General features: G+C 71.9%; 19 protein-coding genes. 9 read left to right on the top strand and 10 right to left on the bottom strand.

All coding sequences use genetic code 11. The annotated features are described in order from the left end of the window. A partial coding sequence (locus tag JM949_RS12070) for an acyl-CoA dehydrogenase family protein (RefSeq protein ID WP_203148500.1) occupies window positions 1-1,033 on the bottom strand: 1,033 nt, incomplete at its 3' end. A gap of 146 nt (window positions 1,034-1,179) precedes the next feature. On the opposite strand from JM949_RS12070, the gene JM949_RS12065 reads away from it, so the two are divergent. Then, the gene (locus JM949_RS12065; RefSeq protein WP_407664737.1) at window positions 1,180-1,638 is read left to right on the top strand and encodes an Rv0361 family membrane protein; all 459 of its coding nucleotides are present in this window, start codon (window positions 1,180-1,182) and stop codon (window positions 1,636-1,638) included. A 52-nt stretch (window positions 1,639-1,690) separates the two neighbouring features. Continuing rightward, entirely contained in the window at window positions 1,691-2,818 is a 1,128-nt protein-coding gene (locus JM949_RS12060) for a low temperature requirement protein A (RefSeq protein WP_203148499.1), read from the top strand. A 59-nt stretch (window positions 2,819-2,877) separates the two neighbouring features. On the opposite strand, the gene JM949_RS12055 is transcribed toward JM949_RS12060, so the two are convergent. From JM949_RS12055 to JM949_RS12045, 3 genes are read right to left on the bottom strand one after another with little or no spacing between them, the layout of a single operon-like run. After that, window positions 2,878-3,594 (bottom strand): thymidine kinase, encoded by a 717-nt coding sequence (locus tag JM949_RS12055; protein WP_203148498.1) that lies wholly within the window; start codon window positions 3,592-3,594, stop codon window positions 2,878-2,880. Between the two features lie 56 nt (window positions 3,595-3,650). Beyond that, window positions 3,651-5,045 (bottom strand): MFS transporter, encoded by a 1,395-nt coding sequence (locus JM949_RS12050; protein WP_203148497.1) that lies wholly within the window; start codon window positions 5,043-5,045, stop codon window positions 3,651-3,653. A 16-nt stretch (window positions 5,046-5,061) separates the two neighbouring features. Then, window positions 5,062-5,829 (bottom strand): glycerophosphodiester phosphodiesterase, encoded by a 768-nt coding sequence (locus JM949_RS12045; RefSeq protein ID WP_203148496.1) that lies wholly within the window; start codon window positions 5,827-5,829, stop codon window positions 5,062-5,064. 201 nt (window positions 5,830-6,030) lie between these two features. Here JM949_RS12045 and JM949_RS12040 point away from each other — a divergent pair, with 201 nt between their 5' ends. Continuing rightward, window positions 6,031-6,246 (top strand): hypothetical protein, encoded by a 216-nt coding sequence (locus JM949_RS12040; protein WP_203148495.1) that lies wholly within the window; start codon window positions 6,031-6,033, stop codon window positions 6,244-6,246. Window positions 6,247-6,413: 167 nt separating this feature from the next. Here the strand turns inward: JM949_RS12040 and JM949_RS12035 are convergent, their stop codons facing one another. Next, the gene (locus JM949_RS12035) at window positions 6,414-7,181 is read right to left on the bottom strand and encodes a lysophospholipid acyltransferase family protein (RefSeq protein WP_203148494.1); all 768 of its coding nucleotides are present in this window, start codon (window positions 7,179-7,181) and stop codon (window positions 6,414-6,416) included. Window positions 7,182-7,332: 151 nt separating this feature from the next. Here JM949_RS12035 and JM949_RS12030 point away from each other — a divergent pair, with 151 nt between their 5' ends. The 4 genes from JM949_RS12030 (at window position 7,333) to JM949_RS12015 (ending at window position 12,263) form a co-directional block, all read left to right on the top strand. Next, window positions 7,333-8,745, top strand: coding sequence for a cytochrome ubiquinol oxidase subunit I (locus JM949_RS12030; protein WP_203148492.1), 1,413 nt, complete (start codon window positions 7,333-7,335; stop codon window positions 8,743-8,745). Between the two features lie 16 nt (window positions 8,746-8,761). Continuing rightward, complete coding sequence (cydB, locus tag JM949_RS12025) at window positions 8,762-9,760, top strand: cytochrome d ubiquinol oxidase subunit II (protein ID WP_203148490.1); 999 nt, start codon at window positions 8,762-8,764, stop codon at window positions 9,758-9,760. A gap of 64 nt (window positions 9,761-9,824) precedes the next feature. Then, on the top strand, window positions 9,825-11,006 hold the full coding sequence (locus JM949_RS12020; protein WP_203148488.1) for a GNAT family N-acetyltransferase: 1,182 nt from the start codon (window positions 9,825-9,827) through the stop codon (window positions 11,004-11,006). Window positions 11,007-11,066: 60 nt separating this feature from the next. After that, window positions 11,067-12,263, top strand: a complete 1,197-nt coding sequence (locus tag JM949_RS12015; protein WP_203148487.1) for a hypothetical protein — start codon at window positions 11,067-11,069, stop codon at window positions 12,261-12,263. 12 nt (window positions 12,264-12,275) lie between these two features. Here JM949_RS12015 and JM949_RS12010 read toward each other — a convergent pair whose 3' ends face one another. Continuing rightward, complete coding sequence (locus tag JM949_RS12010; protein ID WP_203148486.1) at window positions 12,276-12,713, bottom strand: hypothetical protein; 438 nt, start codon at window positions 12,711-12,713, stop codon at window positions 12,276-12,278. Window positions 12,714-12,808: 95 nt separating this feature from the next. Here JM949_RS12010 and JM949_RS12005 point away from each other — a divergent pair, with 95 nt between their 5' ends. After that, entirely contained in the window at window positions 12,809-13,261 is a 453-nt protein-coding gene (locus tag JM949_RS12005; RefSeq protein ID WP_203148485.1) for a MarR family winged helix-turn-helix transcriptional regulator, read from the top strand. Between the two features lie 8 nt (window positions 13,262-13,269). On the opposite strand, the gene JM949_RS12000 is transcribed toward JM949_RS12005, so the two are convergent. Together JM949_RS12000 and JM949_RS11995 are read right to left on the bottom strand one after the other, a co-directional pair. Further along, window positions 13,270-13,956, bottom strand: coding sequence for a hypothetical protein (locus JM949_RS12000; RefSeq protein ID WP_203148484.1), 687 nt, complete (start codon window positions 13,954-13,956; stop codon window positions 13,270-13,272). An 83-nt stretch (window positions 13,957-14,039) separates the two neighbouring features. Then, entirely contained in the window at window positions 14,040-14,501 is a 462-nt protein-coding gene (locus tag JM949_RS11995; RefSeq protein WP_309232123.1) for a peroxiredoxin, read from the bottom strand. Between the two features lie 296 nt (window positions 14,502-14,797). Between JM949_RS11995 and JM949_RS11990 the strand changes: the two genes are divergently transcribed. Continuing rightward, a complete protein-coding gene (locus JM949_RS11990) occupies window positions 14,798-15,526 on the top strand; it encodes an SDR family oxidoreductase (RefSeq protein ID WP_203148483.1) in 729 nt (242 codons plus the stop codon). A gap of 35 nt (window positions 15,527-15,561) precedes the next feature. Here the strand turns inward: JM949_RS11990 and JM949_RS38530 are convergent, their stop codons facing one another. After that, on the bottom strand, window positions 15,562-15,687 hold the full coding sequence (locus tag JM949_RS38530) for an MFS transporter small subunit (protein ID WP_255545568.1): 126 nt from the start codon (window positions 15,685-15,687) through the stop codon (window positions 15,562-15,564). Beyond that, window positions 15,684-17,096 (bottom strand): OFA family MFS transporter, encoded by a 1,413-nt coding sequence (locus JM949_RS11985; protein ID WP_203148482.1) that lies wholly within the window; start codon window positions 17,094-17,096, stop codon window positions 15,684-15,686. Before JM949_RS11985 ends, JM949_RS38530 begins: the two co-directional genes overlap by 4 nt. Between the last annotated feature and the right edge of the window lie 182 nt (window positions 17,097-17,278).

Raw genomic sequence — 17,278 nt, 5'->3', positions numbered from 1 at the left:
GCGGACGCCACGCGCCGCCGGCCACGTGCCGCACGTCGGCGTACGCGCGGGCGTAGGCGAGACCCCGCCGCATGCCGCCGGCCGCCGCGGCGGCGTTGTGCACCCGGGTCACCACGACCAGGGTCATCGCCCGGACCAGACCGGGCACCGCCGGATCGCCCAGCGGAACGGCGTACGCGTCGCGCAGACCGATCTCGGCGGTGGGCAGCGCCCGGGTGCCGAGCTTGTCCTTGAGGCGGTGCACGGTGACCCCCGGCGCGGGTGCGCCCGGTGCCACACCGCCGGGCAGTGGCGAGTCGACCGCGTACCGGGGCACGAGGAACGGCGCGAGCACCCGACTGCCGCGCCCGGCACCCTCCGGTCGGGCCAGCGCCACCGCCATCGCCGCGTCGGCGGCGGAGCAGAACCACTTCTCCCCGGTCAGCCGCCACGAACCATCGGCAGCGGGTCGGCCGACAGTGCTGGACCGACCCAGGTCGGAACCGCCCTGCGACTCGGTCATCCACTGCCCGCTGGTGATCGCCGTGCCCGGGTCCGTGGAGAGCAGCCGGGGCAGCCACGCGTCGCGGACCGCGCCGTCGACGTCCGGCAGGCTGAGCAGCGCCGCCGCCCCGTCGGCCATCGCCACCGGGCAGGAGAACGTCGCCGACTCCGGACCGTACAGGTGCAGCAGGGCGTGTTGCACCACGCGGGCGGCGGCCCCCCAGGTGCCGCGCGCGTCCGGCAGGTAGGGCAGCGCGACCACGGCATGCCGGGCGGCGGCGGCACGCTGCTCCTGCCAGCCGGCGGAGGTGTCGATGCGGTCGACCCGGGCGCCCCACGGGTCGTAGCGGACCAGCGTCGGCGGGTGTGCCTCCGCGTCGGCGTGCGCCGCGCGCAGTGGCCCGGTGACGTCGGCGGCCAGGTCGTGCAGCCGGCCCTTCGCGGCGGCGTGCCCGGCCGGGCCGAGGTGACGCTCCAGCCAGGACCGCAGCAGAGCGTCACCGGCGTACGGATCGGCGGGGGGTGGTACCGGCTGCACGAAACGGCTCATCGAATGGCTCCTGGCACTGCTCGGGGGTGTGCGCCGACGGTAGACGATCCGCAGCCACCGCGAACAGGGCACACCTGCCCATCGGGCGCACCCAGTTTTCGGCTTGTCGTGCTCCGGCGTGAGGGTGTTCTCTACGGTCGGTAGTCGTGGGTGCCGGTCAGTCGTGGAGCCGACCGGCCCGGCGGCACCGCCCGATGCGCACCGGGTTGGCGTTCGCCGGGTTCGGTGTGGCGCTGTGCTGCGTCGGGGTGGCCGGGTTGGGTGCCTGGAACCTGCAGACCGTTCGGCAGGCCGCCGGCCCGATCCGGGAGACCGCCGACGGTTTCCTCAACGAGGTGGCGCTCGGTGACAGCGACCGGGCGTACGAGCGGCTCTGCGCGGACGCGCGCAGCCGGTGGAGCGCGATCGGCTTCACCAGTTGGGTGCGTACCCCACCGATGGTCACCGACTACGAGATCACCGACGTGTCGGTCGCCACCCGTGGCGGGCGACCGCAGGGCACGGTGACGGTGAAGGTGACCCGCGACGGCGGGATCAGTGAGGAACGTCGGCTGCCGGTGGTCCGCGAGGACGGGGACTGGCGGGTGTGCGGTGACCCGTTCTGAGCCCCCGCTCGTTCGGCCGAAGCGGCCCTGGTTGCTACGCGAGCGTCGGGGAGTGGAGCAGACCACGTCGATGGAGCTCTTCTTCGACCTGGTCTTCATCTTCACCACCACCCAGTTGGCGCACTACCTGATCGCGCACCCGGACTGGCGTGGCGCCGCACGCACCGCGCTCCTGCTGGCGCTGGTCTGGTTCGTGTGGATCTACACCGCCTGGGGGACGAACTGGTTGCGACCCGACCAGGCGCCGGTGCGGGCGCTGCTGATCGCGCTGATGTTGGGCAGTCTGCTGCTCTCGGCGGCGATCCCCGACGCGTTCGACAGCGCCGGGCTGGTCTTCGCGCTGGTCTACGTGACTTTGCAGGTGGGCCGCACCGTGTTCGCGCTGTGGGCGGTGCAGGGCCAGCCGTGGCTGGTCGACGGGTTTCAGAAGACGCTGCCGTGGTTCGCCGGGACGTCCCTGCTGGTGGTGCTCGGCGCGGTGCTCGGCGGCGCCCTCCAGGAGGCGGTGTGGGCGGCGGCGATCGTGATCGAGGTGATCGGCCTGTCGACCGGGTTCCCGGTGCCCGGTCTGGGCCGTAGCCCCGCGGAGCGGTGGATGGTGGAGGGTGGGCACCTGGCCGAGCGGTGCCAGGCGTTCATCCTCATCGCCCTGGGTGAGTCGATCCTGGTCACCGGAAGCACCCTCGCGCAGCAACTGGACCTGACGATGTCCGGTGCGTTCCTGCTGGCGTTCGCCGGTTCGGTGGCGCTGTGGTGGGTGTATTTCGCCCGGTCGGCGCCGGCGGCGGCGAAGGTCATCGCGGACGCCGGTGAACGCACCGGCGCCCTGGGTCGGCTGGCGTTCAACTACCTGCACCCCGTGATGGTCGCCGGCATCATCGTCACCTCGGCGGGTGACGAGCACCTGCTGCGCCAACCCGGTGCCCGCGTCACCACGGCTGCCGCGCTGTTCACCCTGGGCGGCCCGGCGCTGTTCCTGGCCGGGCACGCCGCCTACCAGGCGGTGCTGTTGCGGATCCGGCCGACCAGCCGGATCACGGCGGTGGTGATCCTGCTGGCGTTGGTGCCGGTCGGGGTGGGATTGGCGGCACCCGTCGCGGCGTGCGCCACGGCGGCGTTGGCGGTGACCGTCGCCGTGATCCTGACCGACCGGTTCCGGTCACCAGCGCGTGAACGGTGACCGACTCGCCGCCGGGCCGAGGTCCACTCACCGGGTGTGGGGTGTGCGCGGCGGGTGGCTCAGTCGCGGGGGCCGAGGTCGCCGCTGCGGTAGTGCCGGCGGCAGAGCACCTGGTAACGCACCTCGGCGGTGTCCACGGTGTCGCCGATGACGACCTGGGCGCCCTCGCGGACCACCCGCCCGTCGACGACCCGGGCGTTGAGCAGCCCTTCCCGCCCGCACCAGCAGAGCACCTCGACCTGGATGCGGGCCACCTCGTCGGCCAGCTCGAAGAGGCGTTGGGTGGCGGGGAACAGGCAGGACCGGAAGTCGGTGGCCAGGCCGAACGCGAACACGTCCACGTCGTAGCTGTCGACCAGCTCGGCCATCTGCTCCACGTGCTCGACGGTGTAGAAGCACGCCTCGTCGCAGATCAGGTAGTCGACGCGTACCCCGTCGGCCCATCGGCCGCGCACCAGGGCCCGCAGGTCCAGGTCGTCGGTGACCTCGATGGCCTCGTGGGCCAGGCCGATGCGGGTGGTGACCTGCGGCCCCAGTGACCTGTCGATGCGGGTGGTGACCAGCCCGCGACGGCCCTGCCGGGCGTGGTTGTAGTTCATCTGCAACGCCATCGTGGACTTGCCGCAGTCCATCGGCCCCCAGAAGAACTTCAACGCCGCCGCGTGCACCGGACGCCCGTCGAGCCCACGGGCGGCCACGCACCCGGCCGGAGCGGGTGGCTGGCCGGGGAACGGGTGGGCCAGGCAGGTCGGGGCGGTGGCGGCATCGTCGGTCACGGTCGGGCAGCCTAACCCATTGACCGGCCCGGATAGCCCGGGCGCGGGATGCCGGCTCAGAGCACTCGGGGCGGCGTGTTGCCGGCGGCGACGATGGCGCGGCGGACCGGCACGGCGGCCAGCAGCAGGAACCCGACCACGAAGAAGATCAGCAGTGAGACCAGGCCCACCCGGTAGGAGGCGGTGAGCTGGAACACCAGGCCGAACGCGAGCGGGCCGAGCCAACTGGTGCCCTTGTCGCTGATCTCGTAGAAGCCGTAGTACTCGCCCTCCCGGCCGGCCGGAATGAGCTGGCTGAACAGCGACCGGCTCAGTGCCTGGCTGCCGCCGAGGACCAGGCCGATGGCCGCGCCGAGGATCATGAAGGGCACCGGCGCCTCCGCCGGCAGCCGGAACGCGCCGATGATCACAGCGGTCCAGAGCACCAGACTGAGCAGCACCGTCTTCCAGGCGCCGATGCGGGTGGCCAGCGCGCCGAGGCTCAGCGCGCCGCCGAAGGCGAGGAACTGCACCAGCAGGATGGTGACGATCAGGTGGCTCTGCTCCAGGCGCAGTTCCTCGGTGCCGTACTGACTGGCCAGGGTGATGACGGTCTGGATGCCGTCGTTGTAGACCAGGAAGGCCAGCAGGAAGAAGAGCGTCAACGGGTACGCCTTGATCTCCCGCAGGGTGTGGCCGAGTTGCCGGAACCCGTCGGTCAGCACGTTGCCCTGCCGGGCCAGCGCCGCCGCCGCGCTGGGGCGTTCCCGCAGCCAGCGCAGCGGCACCACGGTGAACACCGCCCACCACACGCCGGCGGAGACGATCGACCAGCGGGCCAGGTCCAGGGTGCGCTGCGGGTTGTCGTCGGCACTGAACAGGGTGACCGCGACCAGGTTGAACGCCAGCAGCAGGCCACCGCCGAGGTAGCCCAGCGCCCAGCCGCGACTGGAGATGCGGTCGCGTTCGTCCGGGCCGCCGAGCTGCGGCAGGAACGAGTTGTAGACCACCAGGGCCGCGCCGAAGGAGATGTTGGCGACCAGGAAGAGCGCCCCGCCGAGCAGGTAGCGCTCGCCGGTGACGAACGCCATCGCCGTGGTGGCGCCCGCGCCGAGGAACGCCGCACCACCGAGCAGTCGCTTCTTCTGCGTCGACCGGTCGGCGATCGCCCCGATCACCGGCAGCACGAACACGGTGAGGAACACCGACAGCGAGATCAGGTACGGGTAGTAGGACCCGGCGGCGACCTTGACGCCCAGCGGGTACACGTACCCGTGGCAGCTCTCCGCGCCCAGTTCGCACCCGGCGGCCAGTTCGGCGACGGTGGTGAGGAACGGGCCCAGGAACACGGTGATCACGGTGGTCTGGAACGCGGAGTTCGCCCAGTCGTAGATGTACCAGCCACGGCGCTCGCGGCGGGTGCTCGCCGGCGGCGGGGTGTCGTCCACCGTGGGGGTCACGGTCTCGGCCATCGGGGTCCTTGGCTGGTCAGGCGGCCCAGTGGCCGCGGCTGCGGTAGACGTCGCGCAGCACGCCGACGTGATCGGTCATGATGCCATCCACGCCACGATCCAGTAAGTCGTGCATCTGGGCTGGTTCGTCGATCGTCCAGACGTGCACCTGCAGGCCAATGCGGTGGCAGTAGTCGAGGAACCGGCGGTCCACCACCGGCACCCGTCCGTAGTGCGGCGGCACCTGCGCGGCGACCACCGACGGCGGCAGCCGCAGCGGGCGTCCGTGCAGGGAGGCGAGCCGCAGCCGGGCGACGCCGCGCATGCCGAGGCTGGTGGCGATCCGTCCGCCGGTGAGCGCCCGCATCCGGGTCAGCCGGGCGTCGCTGAACGAGGCGAGCAGCACCCGGTCGCCGGCGCCGGCCCGGGTCACTGTCGCGACCGTCGGCTCGACGCCGCCGTCGGCCTTCACGTCGATGTTGAAGCGGACCTGCGGCCAGGCGCCCAACACCTCGTCGAGCCGGGGTACGACGGCAGCCCCGCCGACCCGGACCGAGGCGAGGTCGGTCCAGCTCAGGTCGGCGATGCGCCCCGCCTCGCCGGTGAGACGGCGCAGCGTCGGGTCGTGGAAGATCACCGCCACGCCGTCGGCGGTGGCGTGCACGTCGGTCTCCACGTACCGGTAGCCCAGCCCGATCGCCCGGGCGAACGCCTCGGTGGTGTTCTCGTCGCCCTCGGCGGCGCCGCCACGGTGGGCGAACGCCAGTGGCGCTGGCGCGTCGAGGTAGCCGAATCGGGTCAGCACGCGACGCAGTATGCCCGCCGCCGGTGGATTGCGGGTGACCTACCGGCGAATGGTGTCCGTGGGCGGGTGACGGGCATCGGCAAGATCAGGAATTGACCGACCGTCCCCACGCTGCTTCCCACACGACCTGCTGGGCAGCGTGGGACGGCCGCTGGATTGCTGCACCCTCGTGGGATTGGTCAATTCGTCGGGTCCCAGTACATGCTCGACGATGAGGAAGCGTTGGCCACCGCCCTCGGTGCGGGTATCGGGGCCCGACTGCAAGCCGCCCAGGTGGTCGCGGTTCAACGCGTACTGGCTCGGAGCAACTGGCAGAAGATCGCCGACGGGCGGACCGCGCGCGATGTCCAACCCGAGGCAGTTGCCGACGCGGACCAGGCCTTCGCCCAACTGAGCCATGGAGCGGGCGGCTCCTAGCCCGGTTCAACGCGACCAGGCGCAGGATGTCCGGGCCAGTGCCCGCGCGCCGGGCAAGGCCGGTCCCGCCCCGCTCGGGCGCAGGGCGGCACCGACGACGACCCGGCGTACGGCTGCGTCGTCGCCGGCGTCCACGGTCGCGACGCGGTCGAGCAGTTCGGCGTAGATCAGCCCGGTCTGCGTCGATGGGCGCGGCTGGGGTCGCTCGGGCGGCCGGGATCGACGTGCCGAGGCAGGTCCGGCTCGTCGGGGCGCAGCGGGGCGAGGGTGTCGGTGAGCGCGTCGATGATCCGGCCGGTGGCCCGCCGGGCGGCCCCGGGGCTCGCGGCGCTCGACTCACCCAGGTCGACCGGGGTGCCGAAGTGCAACCGGATCACCGGGCGGCGCCACAGCGAGCGGGCGATGCCGCGCAGCATCCCACGGGGCGCCTGGTAGGGCAGCACCTCGTGGGCACCCCACTGGGCGACCGGGACGACCGGAGCGCCACAGGCCAGGGCCAGTCGGGCAGCGCCGGTCTTGCCGCGCTCGGGCCACAGGCCGGGGTCCAGCCCGATGCGCCCCTCGGGATAGATGAGGATCACCGATCCGCGGGCGACGGCCGTGGCGGCGTCGTCGAGGGCCTGGTGCACGGCGCTGGTGCCCCGGTCGACGCGGATGTGCCCGGCATGACGCATGGCGGCGCCGAACACCGGGACCCGGAACAGCCCGGCGGTCGCCATGATCCGTGGGGCGATGCCACGGGTCTGGCAGGCGGCGGCCATCACCACCGGGTCGAACGGGCTGATGTGGTTGGCGACCAGCACCAGCGGCCCACGGCGCAGGTGCGCCGGGACGTCGCCGGTGACCTCGAGGCGGGCGAGCAGGCCGACCAGGCCCCGGGCCAGCAGAAGGGCTGCCCGCCAGATCAGCGGCGGCTGCCAGGTGGAGGTGTTCATCAGCGCGCCATCGTCGCACGCGACGGTGGGGCCGCGGGGGCGGGTTGGGTGATCAGGGTCATGGGTCCCGGGTGGGTGCGGGCCACTCACCCTTCTACGACGAGCAGTAGTATTTACTACGTCTCGTAGTACGCATGGCTGGGGGTTTCTGGTGGACGCGTTGGACGTTGCCCGCTGGCAGTTCGGTGTCACCACCGTCTACCACTTCCTCTTCGTGCCGCTGACCATCGGCCTGTCCGTGCTGGTGGCGATCCTGCAGACGATGTGGCACCGCACCGGCAACGAGCGCTACCTCAAGCTCACCAAGTTCTACGGCAAACTCTTCCTGATCAACTTCGCCATGGGCGTGGTCACCGGCATCGTGCAGGAGTTCCAGTTCGGCATGAACTGGAGCGACTACTCACGCTTCGTGGGCGACATCTTCGGCGCGCCGCTGGCCATCGAGGCGCTTGTCGCCTTCTTCCTCGAATCCACCTTCATCGGCCTGTGGATCTTCGGCTGGGACCGGCTGCCCAAGCGGGCCCACCTGGCCAGCATCTGGGCCGCCGCGATCGGCACCAACCTGTCCGCGTACTTCATCCTCGCGGCGAACTCGTTCATGCAGAACCCGGTCGGCTACCGGATCAACCCGGACAGCGGGCGCGCCGAGCTGACCGACTTCCCGGCCGTGCTGACCAACAAGGTCGCCCTGATCACCTTCCCGCACACCCTGGCCGGCTCGTTCCTGGTCGCCGGCTCGCTGATCGTCGCGGTCGGCCTGTGGCACGTGATCCGCAACCGCGACTCCGCCGACACCGGCGCGTACCGCTTCGCCACCAGGTTCGGCTCCTGGGTGGTCCTGGTCGCCTCCGCCGCCGTGCTGTTCACCGGCGACATCCAGGGCAAGATCATGACGGACGTGCAGCCGATGAAGATGGCCGCCGCCGAGGGCCTCTACCGCACCGAGAGCCCCGCCTCGTTCTCCGTGCTGACCATCGGCAGCCTCGACGGCAGCCGCGAGGTGTTCGCGCTCAAGATCCCGTACCTGCTGTCGTACCTGGGCACCGGCGACCCGCACGGCACCGTGCACGGCATCAACGACCTGCAGGCCCAGTACGCCACCCAGTACGGCGCGGGCAGCTACACCCCGATCATCCCGGTCACCTACTGGAGCTTCCGCTTCATGATCGCCTTCGGGATGGCCGCCGGCGCGATCGCCCTGCTGGTGCTCTGGAGCCAGCGCAAGGGCCGCACCCCGAGCAGCAGGTGGCTGCTGCGCGCCGGGCTGGCCATGCCGGTGCTGCCGCTGCTGGCCAACTCGTTCGGCTGGATCTTCACCGAGATGGGCCGTCAGCCGTGGATCGTCTTCGGCGAGATGCTCACCCGCAACGGGGTGTCCCGCAGCGTCTCGCTGGCCGAGGTGCTCACCTCGTTCACCGCCTTCACGCTGATCTACGCCACCCTCGCCGTGATCGAGGTCAAGCTGCTGCTGCGCTACGCCAGGGCTGGCGTGCCCGACGTCAGCGAACAGCCCCCCACCGACGACACCGACGACGCCGAGCGCCCGCTCGCCTTCGCCTACTGACGCCCCGGAGCCCATCGTGGAACTGACCACCATCTGGTTTCTCCTCGTCGCTGTGCTGTTCACCGGCTACTTCATCCTGGAGGGCTTCGACTTCGGCGTCGGCATGCTGCTGCCCGTGCTCGGTCGCGACGACCGGGAACGCCGCGTCCTGATCAACACCATCGGCCCGGTCTGGGACGGCAACGAGGTGTGGCTGATCACCGCCGGCGGCGCCATGTTCGCCGCGTTCCCCGAGTGGTACGCCACCCTCTTCTCCGGCTTCTACCTGCCGCTGCTGCTGATCCTGCTGGCCCTGATCGCGCGCGGGGTCGCCTTCGAGTACCGGCACAAGCGCCCCGAGGCGTCCTGGAAGCGCCGCTGGGACACCGCGATCGTGGTCGGCTCGGTGCTGCCGGCGATCCTGTGGGGCGTCGCGTTCGCCAACATCCTGCGCGGTGTGCCGCTGGACGCCGAGCACGAGTACGTCGGCGGCCTGGTGGACCTGCTCAACCCGTATGCCCTGCTGGGCGGCGTGACCACCCTCGTGCTGTTCGCCACCCACGGCGCGGTGTTCCTCGCCCTGAAGACCACCGGCGACATCCGCGAGCGCGCCGGCGCCCTGGCGGTGCGCCTGGGCGTCGTCGCCGCCGTGCTCGCCGTGGGCTTCCTGGCCTGGACGTTGAGCATCCGTTCCAGCGCGGCCGCCGTGGTGCTCGCCGTCGGCGCGGCCCTCGCCCTGCTCGGTGGCCTGGCCGCCGCCCGGGTACGCCGGGAGGGCTGGGCGTTCACCGGCACCGCAGTGGCGATCGGCCTGACGGTGGCGACGCTCTTCGCGGCGCTGTTCCCGAACGTGCTGCCGTCCACCCTGGACGCGGCCGGCAGCCTGACCGCCACCAACGCCGCTTCGACCCCGTACACCCTGAAGATCATGACCTGGGTGGCGGTGATCTTCACGCCGGTGGTGCTGGCCTACCAGGCGTGGACGTACTGGGTGTTCCGCAAGCGCATCGGCGTGGCCAACATCCCGCAGCACTGACCGGCCCCGCGAGCGCGCCGGTAATTCGCGGGCTGCCGTTCAACCGCCCCGTTACGGTGTGCCGATGCACGTACGCGAACTCCATACCGACGACCTCGACGCCGCCTGGGAGTTGGGCCGGTTCGCCTTCGGCTCCGACCAGCAGCGCCACCCGCGCACCAGAGTCGAGGTGCCCGGGATGACCCGATACGGCGCGTTCGACGACGCCGGCCGGCTCGTCGGCAAGGCCGTCGACCTGCACCACGACCAGTGGTGGTCCGGGCGGGCGGTGCCGGCCGCCGACGTCGCCGGGGTGGCGGTCGCCCCCGAGTTCCGGGGCCGGGGCGTGGCCCGCGCGCTGCTCACCGCCCTGCTGCGCGGCGCCCACGAGCGCGGCGCGGCGGTCAGCGCGCTCTACCCGACCGTCGCCGCCCCGTACCGTGCCTGCGGGTGGGAGGCCGCCGGTGTGCTGCGGACCGTCGACCTGGCCACCGCCGCGTTGCCCCGGCACCGCCCCGACCCACTGTTGGTGGTGCGTGCCGGCACGGTGGCCGACCTGCCGGCCGTCGCCGCCCTCTACGAGCGGGTCACCCGGCACCGCAACGGCCTGCTGACCCGGCAGGGTGAGCTGTTCGACTTCGACGCCGCCGACGCTGGCCTGCCCGGCGACGGGCTCACCCTGGTCGAGCGGGACGGCGACCTGGTCGGCTACGCCACCTGGCAGCGGGGCCGTGGTTACGGCGCCGACTCGGTGCTCACCGTGGACGAGGCCCTGGCCGTCACCGCCGAGGCCGCCCGGGAACTCGTCGGGGTGCTCGGCAGTTGGGCCAGCGTCGCGCCGACAGTGCGACTGTGCCCGCTCGACGGCGACGCGGTGAGCAGTTGCCTGCCGCTGGAGTCGGCCCGCGAGCACGAACGGGACCTGTGGATGCACCGGCCGGTGGACGTGGCCCGTGCGGTGGGTGCCCGTGGCTGGCCCGCCCACGTCCGGGGCGTCGTCGACTTCAGCCTCGTCGACCCGCTCGCCGGGTGGAACACCGGCACCTGGCGGTTGGCCGTGGCCGACGGCGCCGCCGAGTTGACCCGCGCCGACGGCGAGGCGGAACTGCGGCTGGACGTGCGCGGGTTCGCGTTGCTGTACGCCGGTGCGGCGCACGCCCGGTCGGTCGCGCAGGCCGGGCTGCTGCACCACGGCCCGGCCGTCGACCCGGCCGCCCTCGACCTGCTGGGCGCCGGCGGCCCGGTGCAGCTGCTGGACTACTTCTGACGCGCAGCCGGGCGTCCGGAAGCGACGATCACCGGTCCGCCTCGCCGGTACGGTGTGCCGGTGGAAACTCTGGCGCGGATCCATTCCGGAGCGAAGGCGCAGCGGCTGCTCTGCCACCCCCGCCTTCCGCTGGTGGCCGGTTGGGACGCCGATCGCCCGGTGATCAGGATCTGGGAGTACGCGGACGGGCAGCTGCGGGAGTGCGGGAGCGTCGGCACGGGTTCGGCCGGTTACGGCGAGGACACCGGCTATGAGCGGCTCGAGCGGACACCCTCCGCGGCCTGGCACCCGGCAGAGGCGTTGCTGGTGGTGGCGGACGCCGCGAGCACCGTCTGCTGGACACCCTCGGGCAGCTCGGCGATCGACGGCGTCGCGCCGACCGAGTATCACCGGGAGGTGGCGTTCAGCCCGGACGGTCGGACGCTCTGGTTGTCGCCCGCCAGCGGGGAGGACGGCTGGGAGCAGTCCGTCGCGCTCGACCTCGCATCGGGGACGACCTCCATCGGCCCCCAGTGGGACACCGGGGTGGTCGCGCATCCGGCGGGCGGCCTCGTGTGCACCCTGCAGAGCGATCAAGCTGCCACGCTGGTGCTCTTCGCTGAGGACATCGGGCCGGTGCTGCGGCCGTTGCTCCGTGCGCTGGTCCTGAACTGCGACGGCTACGAGGCACCGACCTTCAGCTCGGACGGCCGGCACTTCGCGGTACGAGGCAACGCATACGACAACTCGCTGGACGTGTTCGAGTTCCCCTCGCTACGACGCGTCCTGAGCATGACGCTGGGGGAGCCGAGTCCGGGGTACCCGTACCCGCAGGAGTGGCTGGACGAGATGAACTCCTGGTCGCGCCAGAACGCCGTGTTCGGTCCGTTGCCGGGGGTCCTCTGGATCGGGACGCCCGGGGGCGCGGTGGTCGAGCTGGAGCTCGACGGGGCGCGGGTGACCGAGCACGAGGTGCTGCCCGGGGTCGCGGTGACGGCGCTGGCGGCCACCGCAACGGGTGAACTCGTCGTCGCGGGCGACGACGGCGTGCTTCTGCTGCTGTCGGTGGGACAGGCCGGCCCGGGCGATGCGCCCAGGGCCGTGGTGACCGAGTTCCTCGCCGGCACCCGCGAGGCGTCGGTTGTCGACATGGACCAGCTTCACCTCACCGACGGGACGCGGTCCTGGCAGCCGGGCGACCTGGACCTGGTCAGCGAGGACTCCGAGACCGACCCGCCCTGGCTGAGGATCCGGGCCGCCATGAACCGGCTCGCCTGAGCAGCTGTCGCGTCAGCTGAGCCCCGCCAGTTCGGCGTTCGCGCGCTGGGTGATCCGGGTGAGCACCCGGGCGGCGGTGTCGGCCTCGTCGGTCGGGATGTCGCCGTACAGCTGGGTGGTGATGCCGGCGACGGCGACGGCGGCGCGGGCCTGGGTGGCGTGACCGGCGTGGGTGAGCCGCACCTGCGGTGCGGGGCCGTCGACCTGCGCGAGGTCGGCGTCGACCAGTTCGCCGATCACCTCGTGCACTGCCGGCGCGTCGACCTTGAGCGTGCTGGTGATCCGGTGCGTGAGGTGGGCGCGTTCGACGGGACCGGCGGCGAGGGCGTTGAGCGCGAGCAGCTGGCCGAAGGTGAGCCCGAGCGGGGCGACGGCACGTTCGAGCAGGGCCCGGGTGGCGTAGTGGGCCTGGCCGATGACCTGGCCGTTGAGGGTGGGAGCGGTGGACATGACGCCTCCTTCGAAACGTTGGATTCACCAACGTTGGAGCGGCCAACGTAACACGAATCGTGGGTCGCGCCAACGAATCCTGTTAGGCTGCCGCCATGGAGTCCACCGCCCCGCAGTCACCCGCCGGGCTCCGCACCACCCCGAGCTGGCTGCTCAACCAGACCGCCGCCCACGCCACCCGCCTGCTCAGCGAGGGCTTCGCCGCGCACGACCTGCGCGGCTACCACTACCGGCTACTCGCCGCGCTGGCCGAGGACGGCCCGGCCAGCCAGGCCGACCTCGGCCGACGATGCGGCATCGACCGCAGCGACGTGGTGGCGGCCATCAACGACCTGGCCGGCCGGGGGCTCGTCGTACGCGCCCCCGACCCGGCCGACCGCCGCCGTAACGTCATCAGCCTCACCGCCGCCGGCGCCGACGAGGCCCACCGGATGGGCGACACCATCGGCCGGGTCCAGGACGAGCTGCTCGCCCCGCTGTCCACCGCCGAACGTGACCAGCTGACCCGCCTGCTCACCCGACTGCTGCAACACCACGCCCGGCGCTGAGCACCCCGTCAGCGGGCCTCGCGCAGCTCCGCCAACCGGGCCTCGATCTCGGCCAGCTCCGCACGCAGCTTCTCCGCCTGCTGCTCCGCCTCGGCCCGCTCGGTACCGAGGATCTGCTCCACCGCCTCCTGCACCCCCGGCACGTCGACCAACGCCACCATCTTCAACGCCTCCGCCGGCTTCACCACGTACGGCTTCGCCAGAGCCTTGCTGCCCTGCTGCGCCGCGACGGTCCACTCACCGTCGGCGTACGCCAGGGTCACCGTGAGGCCCGCCGGGCCCTTCGGCTTGACGGCCTTGACCGCCCGACGCGCCGGCGGCTTCTCCGTCTGCTCCACCTTCGGCTCCTCCTGTCGCTGCGCGGGCACCCGCGGCGTGTCCAACACGAACTCCGGCGCGGCCACCGCGGGCGACTCCGGCGCCTCGGGCTCCGGTTTCGGCTCCACCACCCGCCGACCGGCGCCCTTGGGCGCCACCGCCAGGTCGGCGGGGGAGAACGGCAACTCGTCGCGACCGAACCGCACCACCACGAACTCGTCGGACACCTCGGGGTCGGTCAACTCGATCACCTGACCGACCTGACCGGCGATCTGCCCCGCCGACGCGGTGAACACCACCCGCGGCTTGCGACCGGCCGCCAACGACTCCCGGATGCTCTGCACCTCGCTAGTGGACAAACTCTGGCCGGCATCCATCACAACCCTCTTCCGTACACCTGTTTGATTGCTGCCTTGATACCAGCCCGCTGCGACAACCGCCGCACGGGGCTCGCGCCCACTCAGCCGCCCAACGCCCGCAGCGCCCGGTCCGCGTGCTCGTTCATGCTGACCTCACTGTGGATCACGTCGACGACCCGCCGATCGGTGCCGATCACGAACGTCATCCGCTTCATGCTCAGCGGCCCCAACGGCACCCGCCGCTTCACCCCGAACTGCTGCGCCACCGTGCCGTCCTCGTCGGACAACAACGGATAGTCGAAGCCGTGCAGCCGCGAGAACTCCGCCTGCTTCGCCACCGGGTCCCGACTGATGCCCACCCGGGAGGCGCCCAACGCGGCGAACTCCGCCGCGAGGTCCCGGAAGTGACAACTCTCCGCCGTGCACCCCCGCGTCATGGCCGCCGGATAGAAGAACAGCACCACCGGCCCCGCCGTCAGCAACTCCGACAGCCGCCGTGGCGTGCCCGTCTGGTCCGGCAGCTCGAAATCCCGCACCAGGTCGCCGACACCCACACCCGCCACCGCGCACCTCCGTTGTCCGATCGAACGCGCGGTGAGCGTAAGCGATCACACCCGGAGCGCCCTCACCTCATCGGCCACCGCGTCGGCCTGGGGCCAGCTCCGGCCCCGGCAGGCGGGGCCTCGATCACCGCGCGCCGCGCGCCTCCGACGGGGTACAAGCCGCCACCGCCATCGCCCCGATCACCCCGGCACCGCCGAGCACCAACGCCCGCCGCATGTGACCCTCCTCTCGACGACCGACCCGCGCCGGTCACGGTAGCGTCGGCAGGGCCGTCGCGCAGACCCCGGGAGGCACCGTGGCACCCGTCACCCTCATCACCGGCGGCGGCCGGGGCATCGGCGCGGCCACCGCCCGCCGACTCGCCGCAGCCGGTCACCACGTCGCCCTCTGCTACCGCCGCGACGAGGCCGCGGCCGCCGCCGTCCTGGCCGACCTGCGCGCCACCGGCGCCCAGGCCATCGCGGTACGCGCCGACACCACCGAGCCGGACCAGGTCCGCGACCTGTTCGACGCCGCCGAGCGACTCGGCCCGCTCACCGGCCTGGTCAACAACGCCGGCGTCACCAGCCTCATCGGGCCCTTCACCGAGCTGCGCGTCGAGGACCTGCGCCGGGTCGTCGACGTCAACCTGGTCGGCTACGTCCTCTGCGCCCAGCAGGCCGCTCGCCGGCTCACCGACGGCGGCGCGATCGTCAACGTCTCGTCGGCGGCCGCGACCCTCGGCAGCCCAGGGGAGTACGTGCACTACGCCGCCGTGAAGGCGGCCACCGACACGCTCACCGTCGGCCTGGCCAAGGAACTCGCCCCGCGCGGCATCCGGGTCAACGCCGTCGCACCCGGCCTGGTGCGCACCGACATCCACGCCGACTCCGGTGTGCCCGACCGCGCGGACACCGCCGTCGGCCGCATCCCGCTGGGCCGCGCCGGCGAACCCGACGAGATCGCCGCCGCCATCGCCTGGCTGCTCAGCCCGGACGCCTCGTACGCCACCGGGGCGGTGCTGCGGGTGTCCGGAGGCCTGTGAGCCGGGGCGCGGCGCGCCCCGGCCCGGCTCACCTGTCAGTGGGTGAACAGCTTCGCCGCCGTGATGACGGTCTGCACCACCCCGTAGCCGAGCAGCACCGCCACCACCAGCCAGGAAACCACCAACCGGGCCCGCTGCCCGCTACGGCTGTCGTCGTTCATCGCGTAGCACTCCTCTGCGCCGTCGTCTCCTCGTCCAGGTCCTGCTCCGCCGACGGCTCGTGGTAACGCTGCGGCACCGGCCGCACCAGCAGGTTCGCCACGAAGCCCACCGCGAGGACCCCCACCATGGTGAACAGCGCCGGCCGGTACGCCGCCGCCGTCAACGTGCCCGGCTTGCCCTGCGCGTCGAGGAACCCGTTGACGATCAGCGGGCCCGCGATCCCCGCCGCCGACCAGGCGGTCAGCAGCCGACCGTGGATCGCACCGACCTGGAAGGTGCCGAACAGATCCCGCAGGTACGCCGGCACGGTCGCGAACCCACCGCCGTAGAACGACAGGATCACGCAGGCCAACAGCACGAACAACGCCGTCGCGGTCTGCCCGACCACTGCCAGCAACGCGTACAGCACCATGCCGACACCCAGGTACACCAGGTAGATCGGTTTACGGCCGATGACGTCCGAGGTGGAGGACCACACGAACCGGCCTGCCATGTTGAACAGCGACAGCAGGCCCACGAACCCGCCGGCCGCCGCGACGGTCACCGCCGACGAGCCGTTGTCGCGGAAGAAGTCCTGGATCATCGGGCTGGCCTGCTCCAGGATGCCGATGCCCGCCGTCACGTTGCAGAACAGCACCACCCACAGCAGCCAGAACGACCGGGTCTTCACCGCGTTCGCCGCCGACACGTTCGCCGTGGTGACCAGCGGCTTCGCCGCCACGCTCGCCGGGTCGAACCCGGCCGGGCGCCACCCCTCCGCCGGCACCCGCACGTTCGCCACCCCGAACATCATGATCACGAAGTAGCCCAGGCCGAGCGTCACGAACAACCACACCAGGGCGCTGCCCGACGCCGTCGAGCCCGCGTTGGACGGGTCGTAGCCGCTGTCGAAGAACGACAACAGCTGCCGCGACAGGGGAGAGGCGACCATCGCCCCACCACCGAACCCCATGATCGCCAAACCGGTGGCCAGACCCGGCCGGTCCGGAAACCACTTGATCAGGGTCGAGACGGGGGAGATGTAGCCGATGCCCAGGCCGATCCCGCCGAGCAACCCGTAGCCCAGATACAGCAACCACAGCTGCTTCGTGGCGATGCCCAGCGACCCCACCAGGAAGCCCGCCGCCCAGAAACACGCGGAGACGAACATCGCCTTCCGCGGCCCGTTCGCCTCCACCCAGGTTCCGGCCACCGCCGCGGACAACCCGAGCATCACGATCGCGATGCTGAAGATCACCCCGATCGCGGTCTGACCGGTGTCGAAGTGGGCGATCAGCGAGTTCTTGTAGACGCTGGTGGCGTAGACCTGGCCGATGCAGAGGTGGATGGCCAACGCGGCCGGGGGAATGAGCCACCGGCTGTAACCGGGTGGCGCGACAGTGTGGCGACGATCGAGTGCGGACAGCATGCGCTGCTTCCTCTCCGACGAGGACGAGAAACGTCGCGCACAACGTGCCCACACCACAAGCGCGCGGCAAACCTCACCATCGCCGGACGGTCCCCACCGTGAGCTGAGCGGTCAGTCAGCGACCAGCGCGCCCTACTCCGGCTCCCAGCGACGAACCGGTCGAAGGCCGAGCATCGGCAACC

It is taken from the genome of Micromonospora tarensis, from assembly GCF_016803395.1.
Lineage (GTDB): Bacteria > Actinomycetota > Actinomycetes > Mycobacteriales > Micromonosporaceae > Micromonospora > Micromonospora tarensis.
The sequence above is the reverse complement of the archived record's forward strand: the minus strand, read 5'-3'. Positions and strand labels throughout refer to the sequence as shown.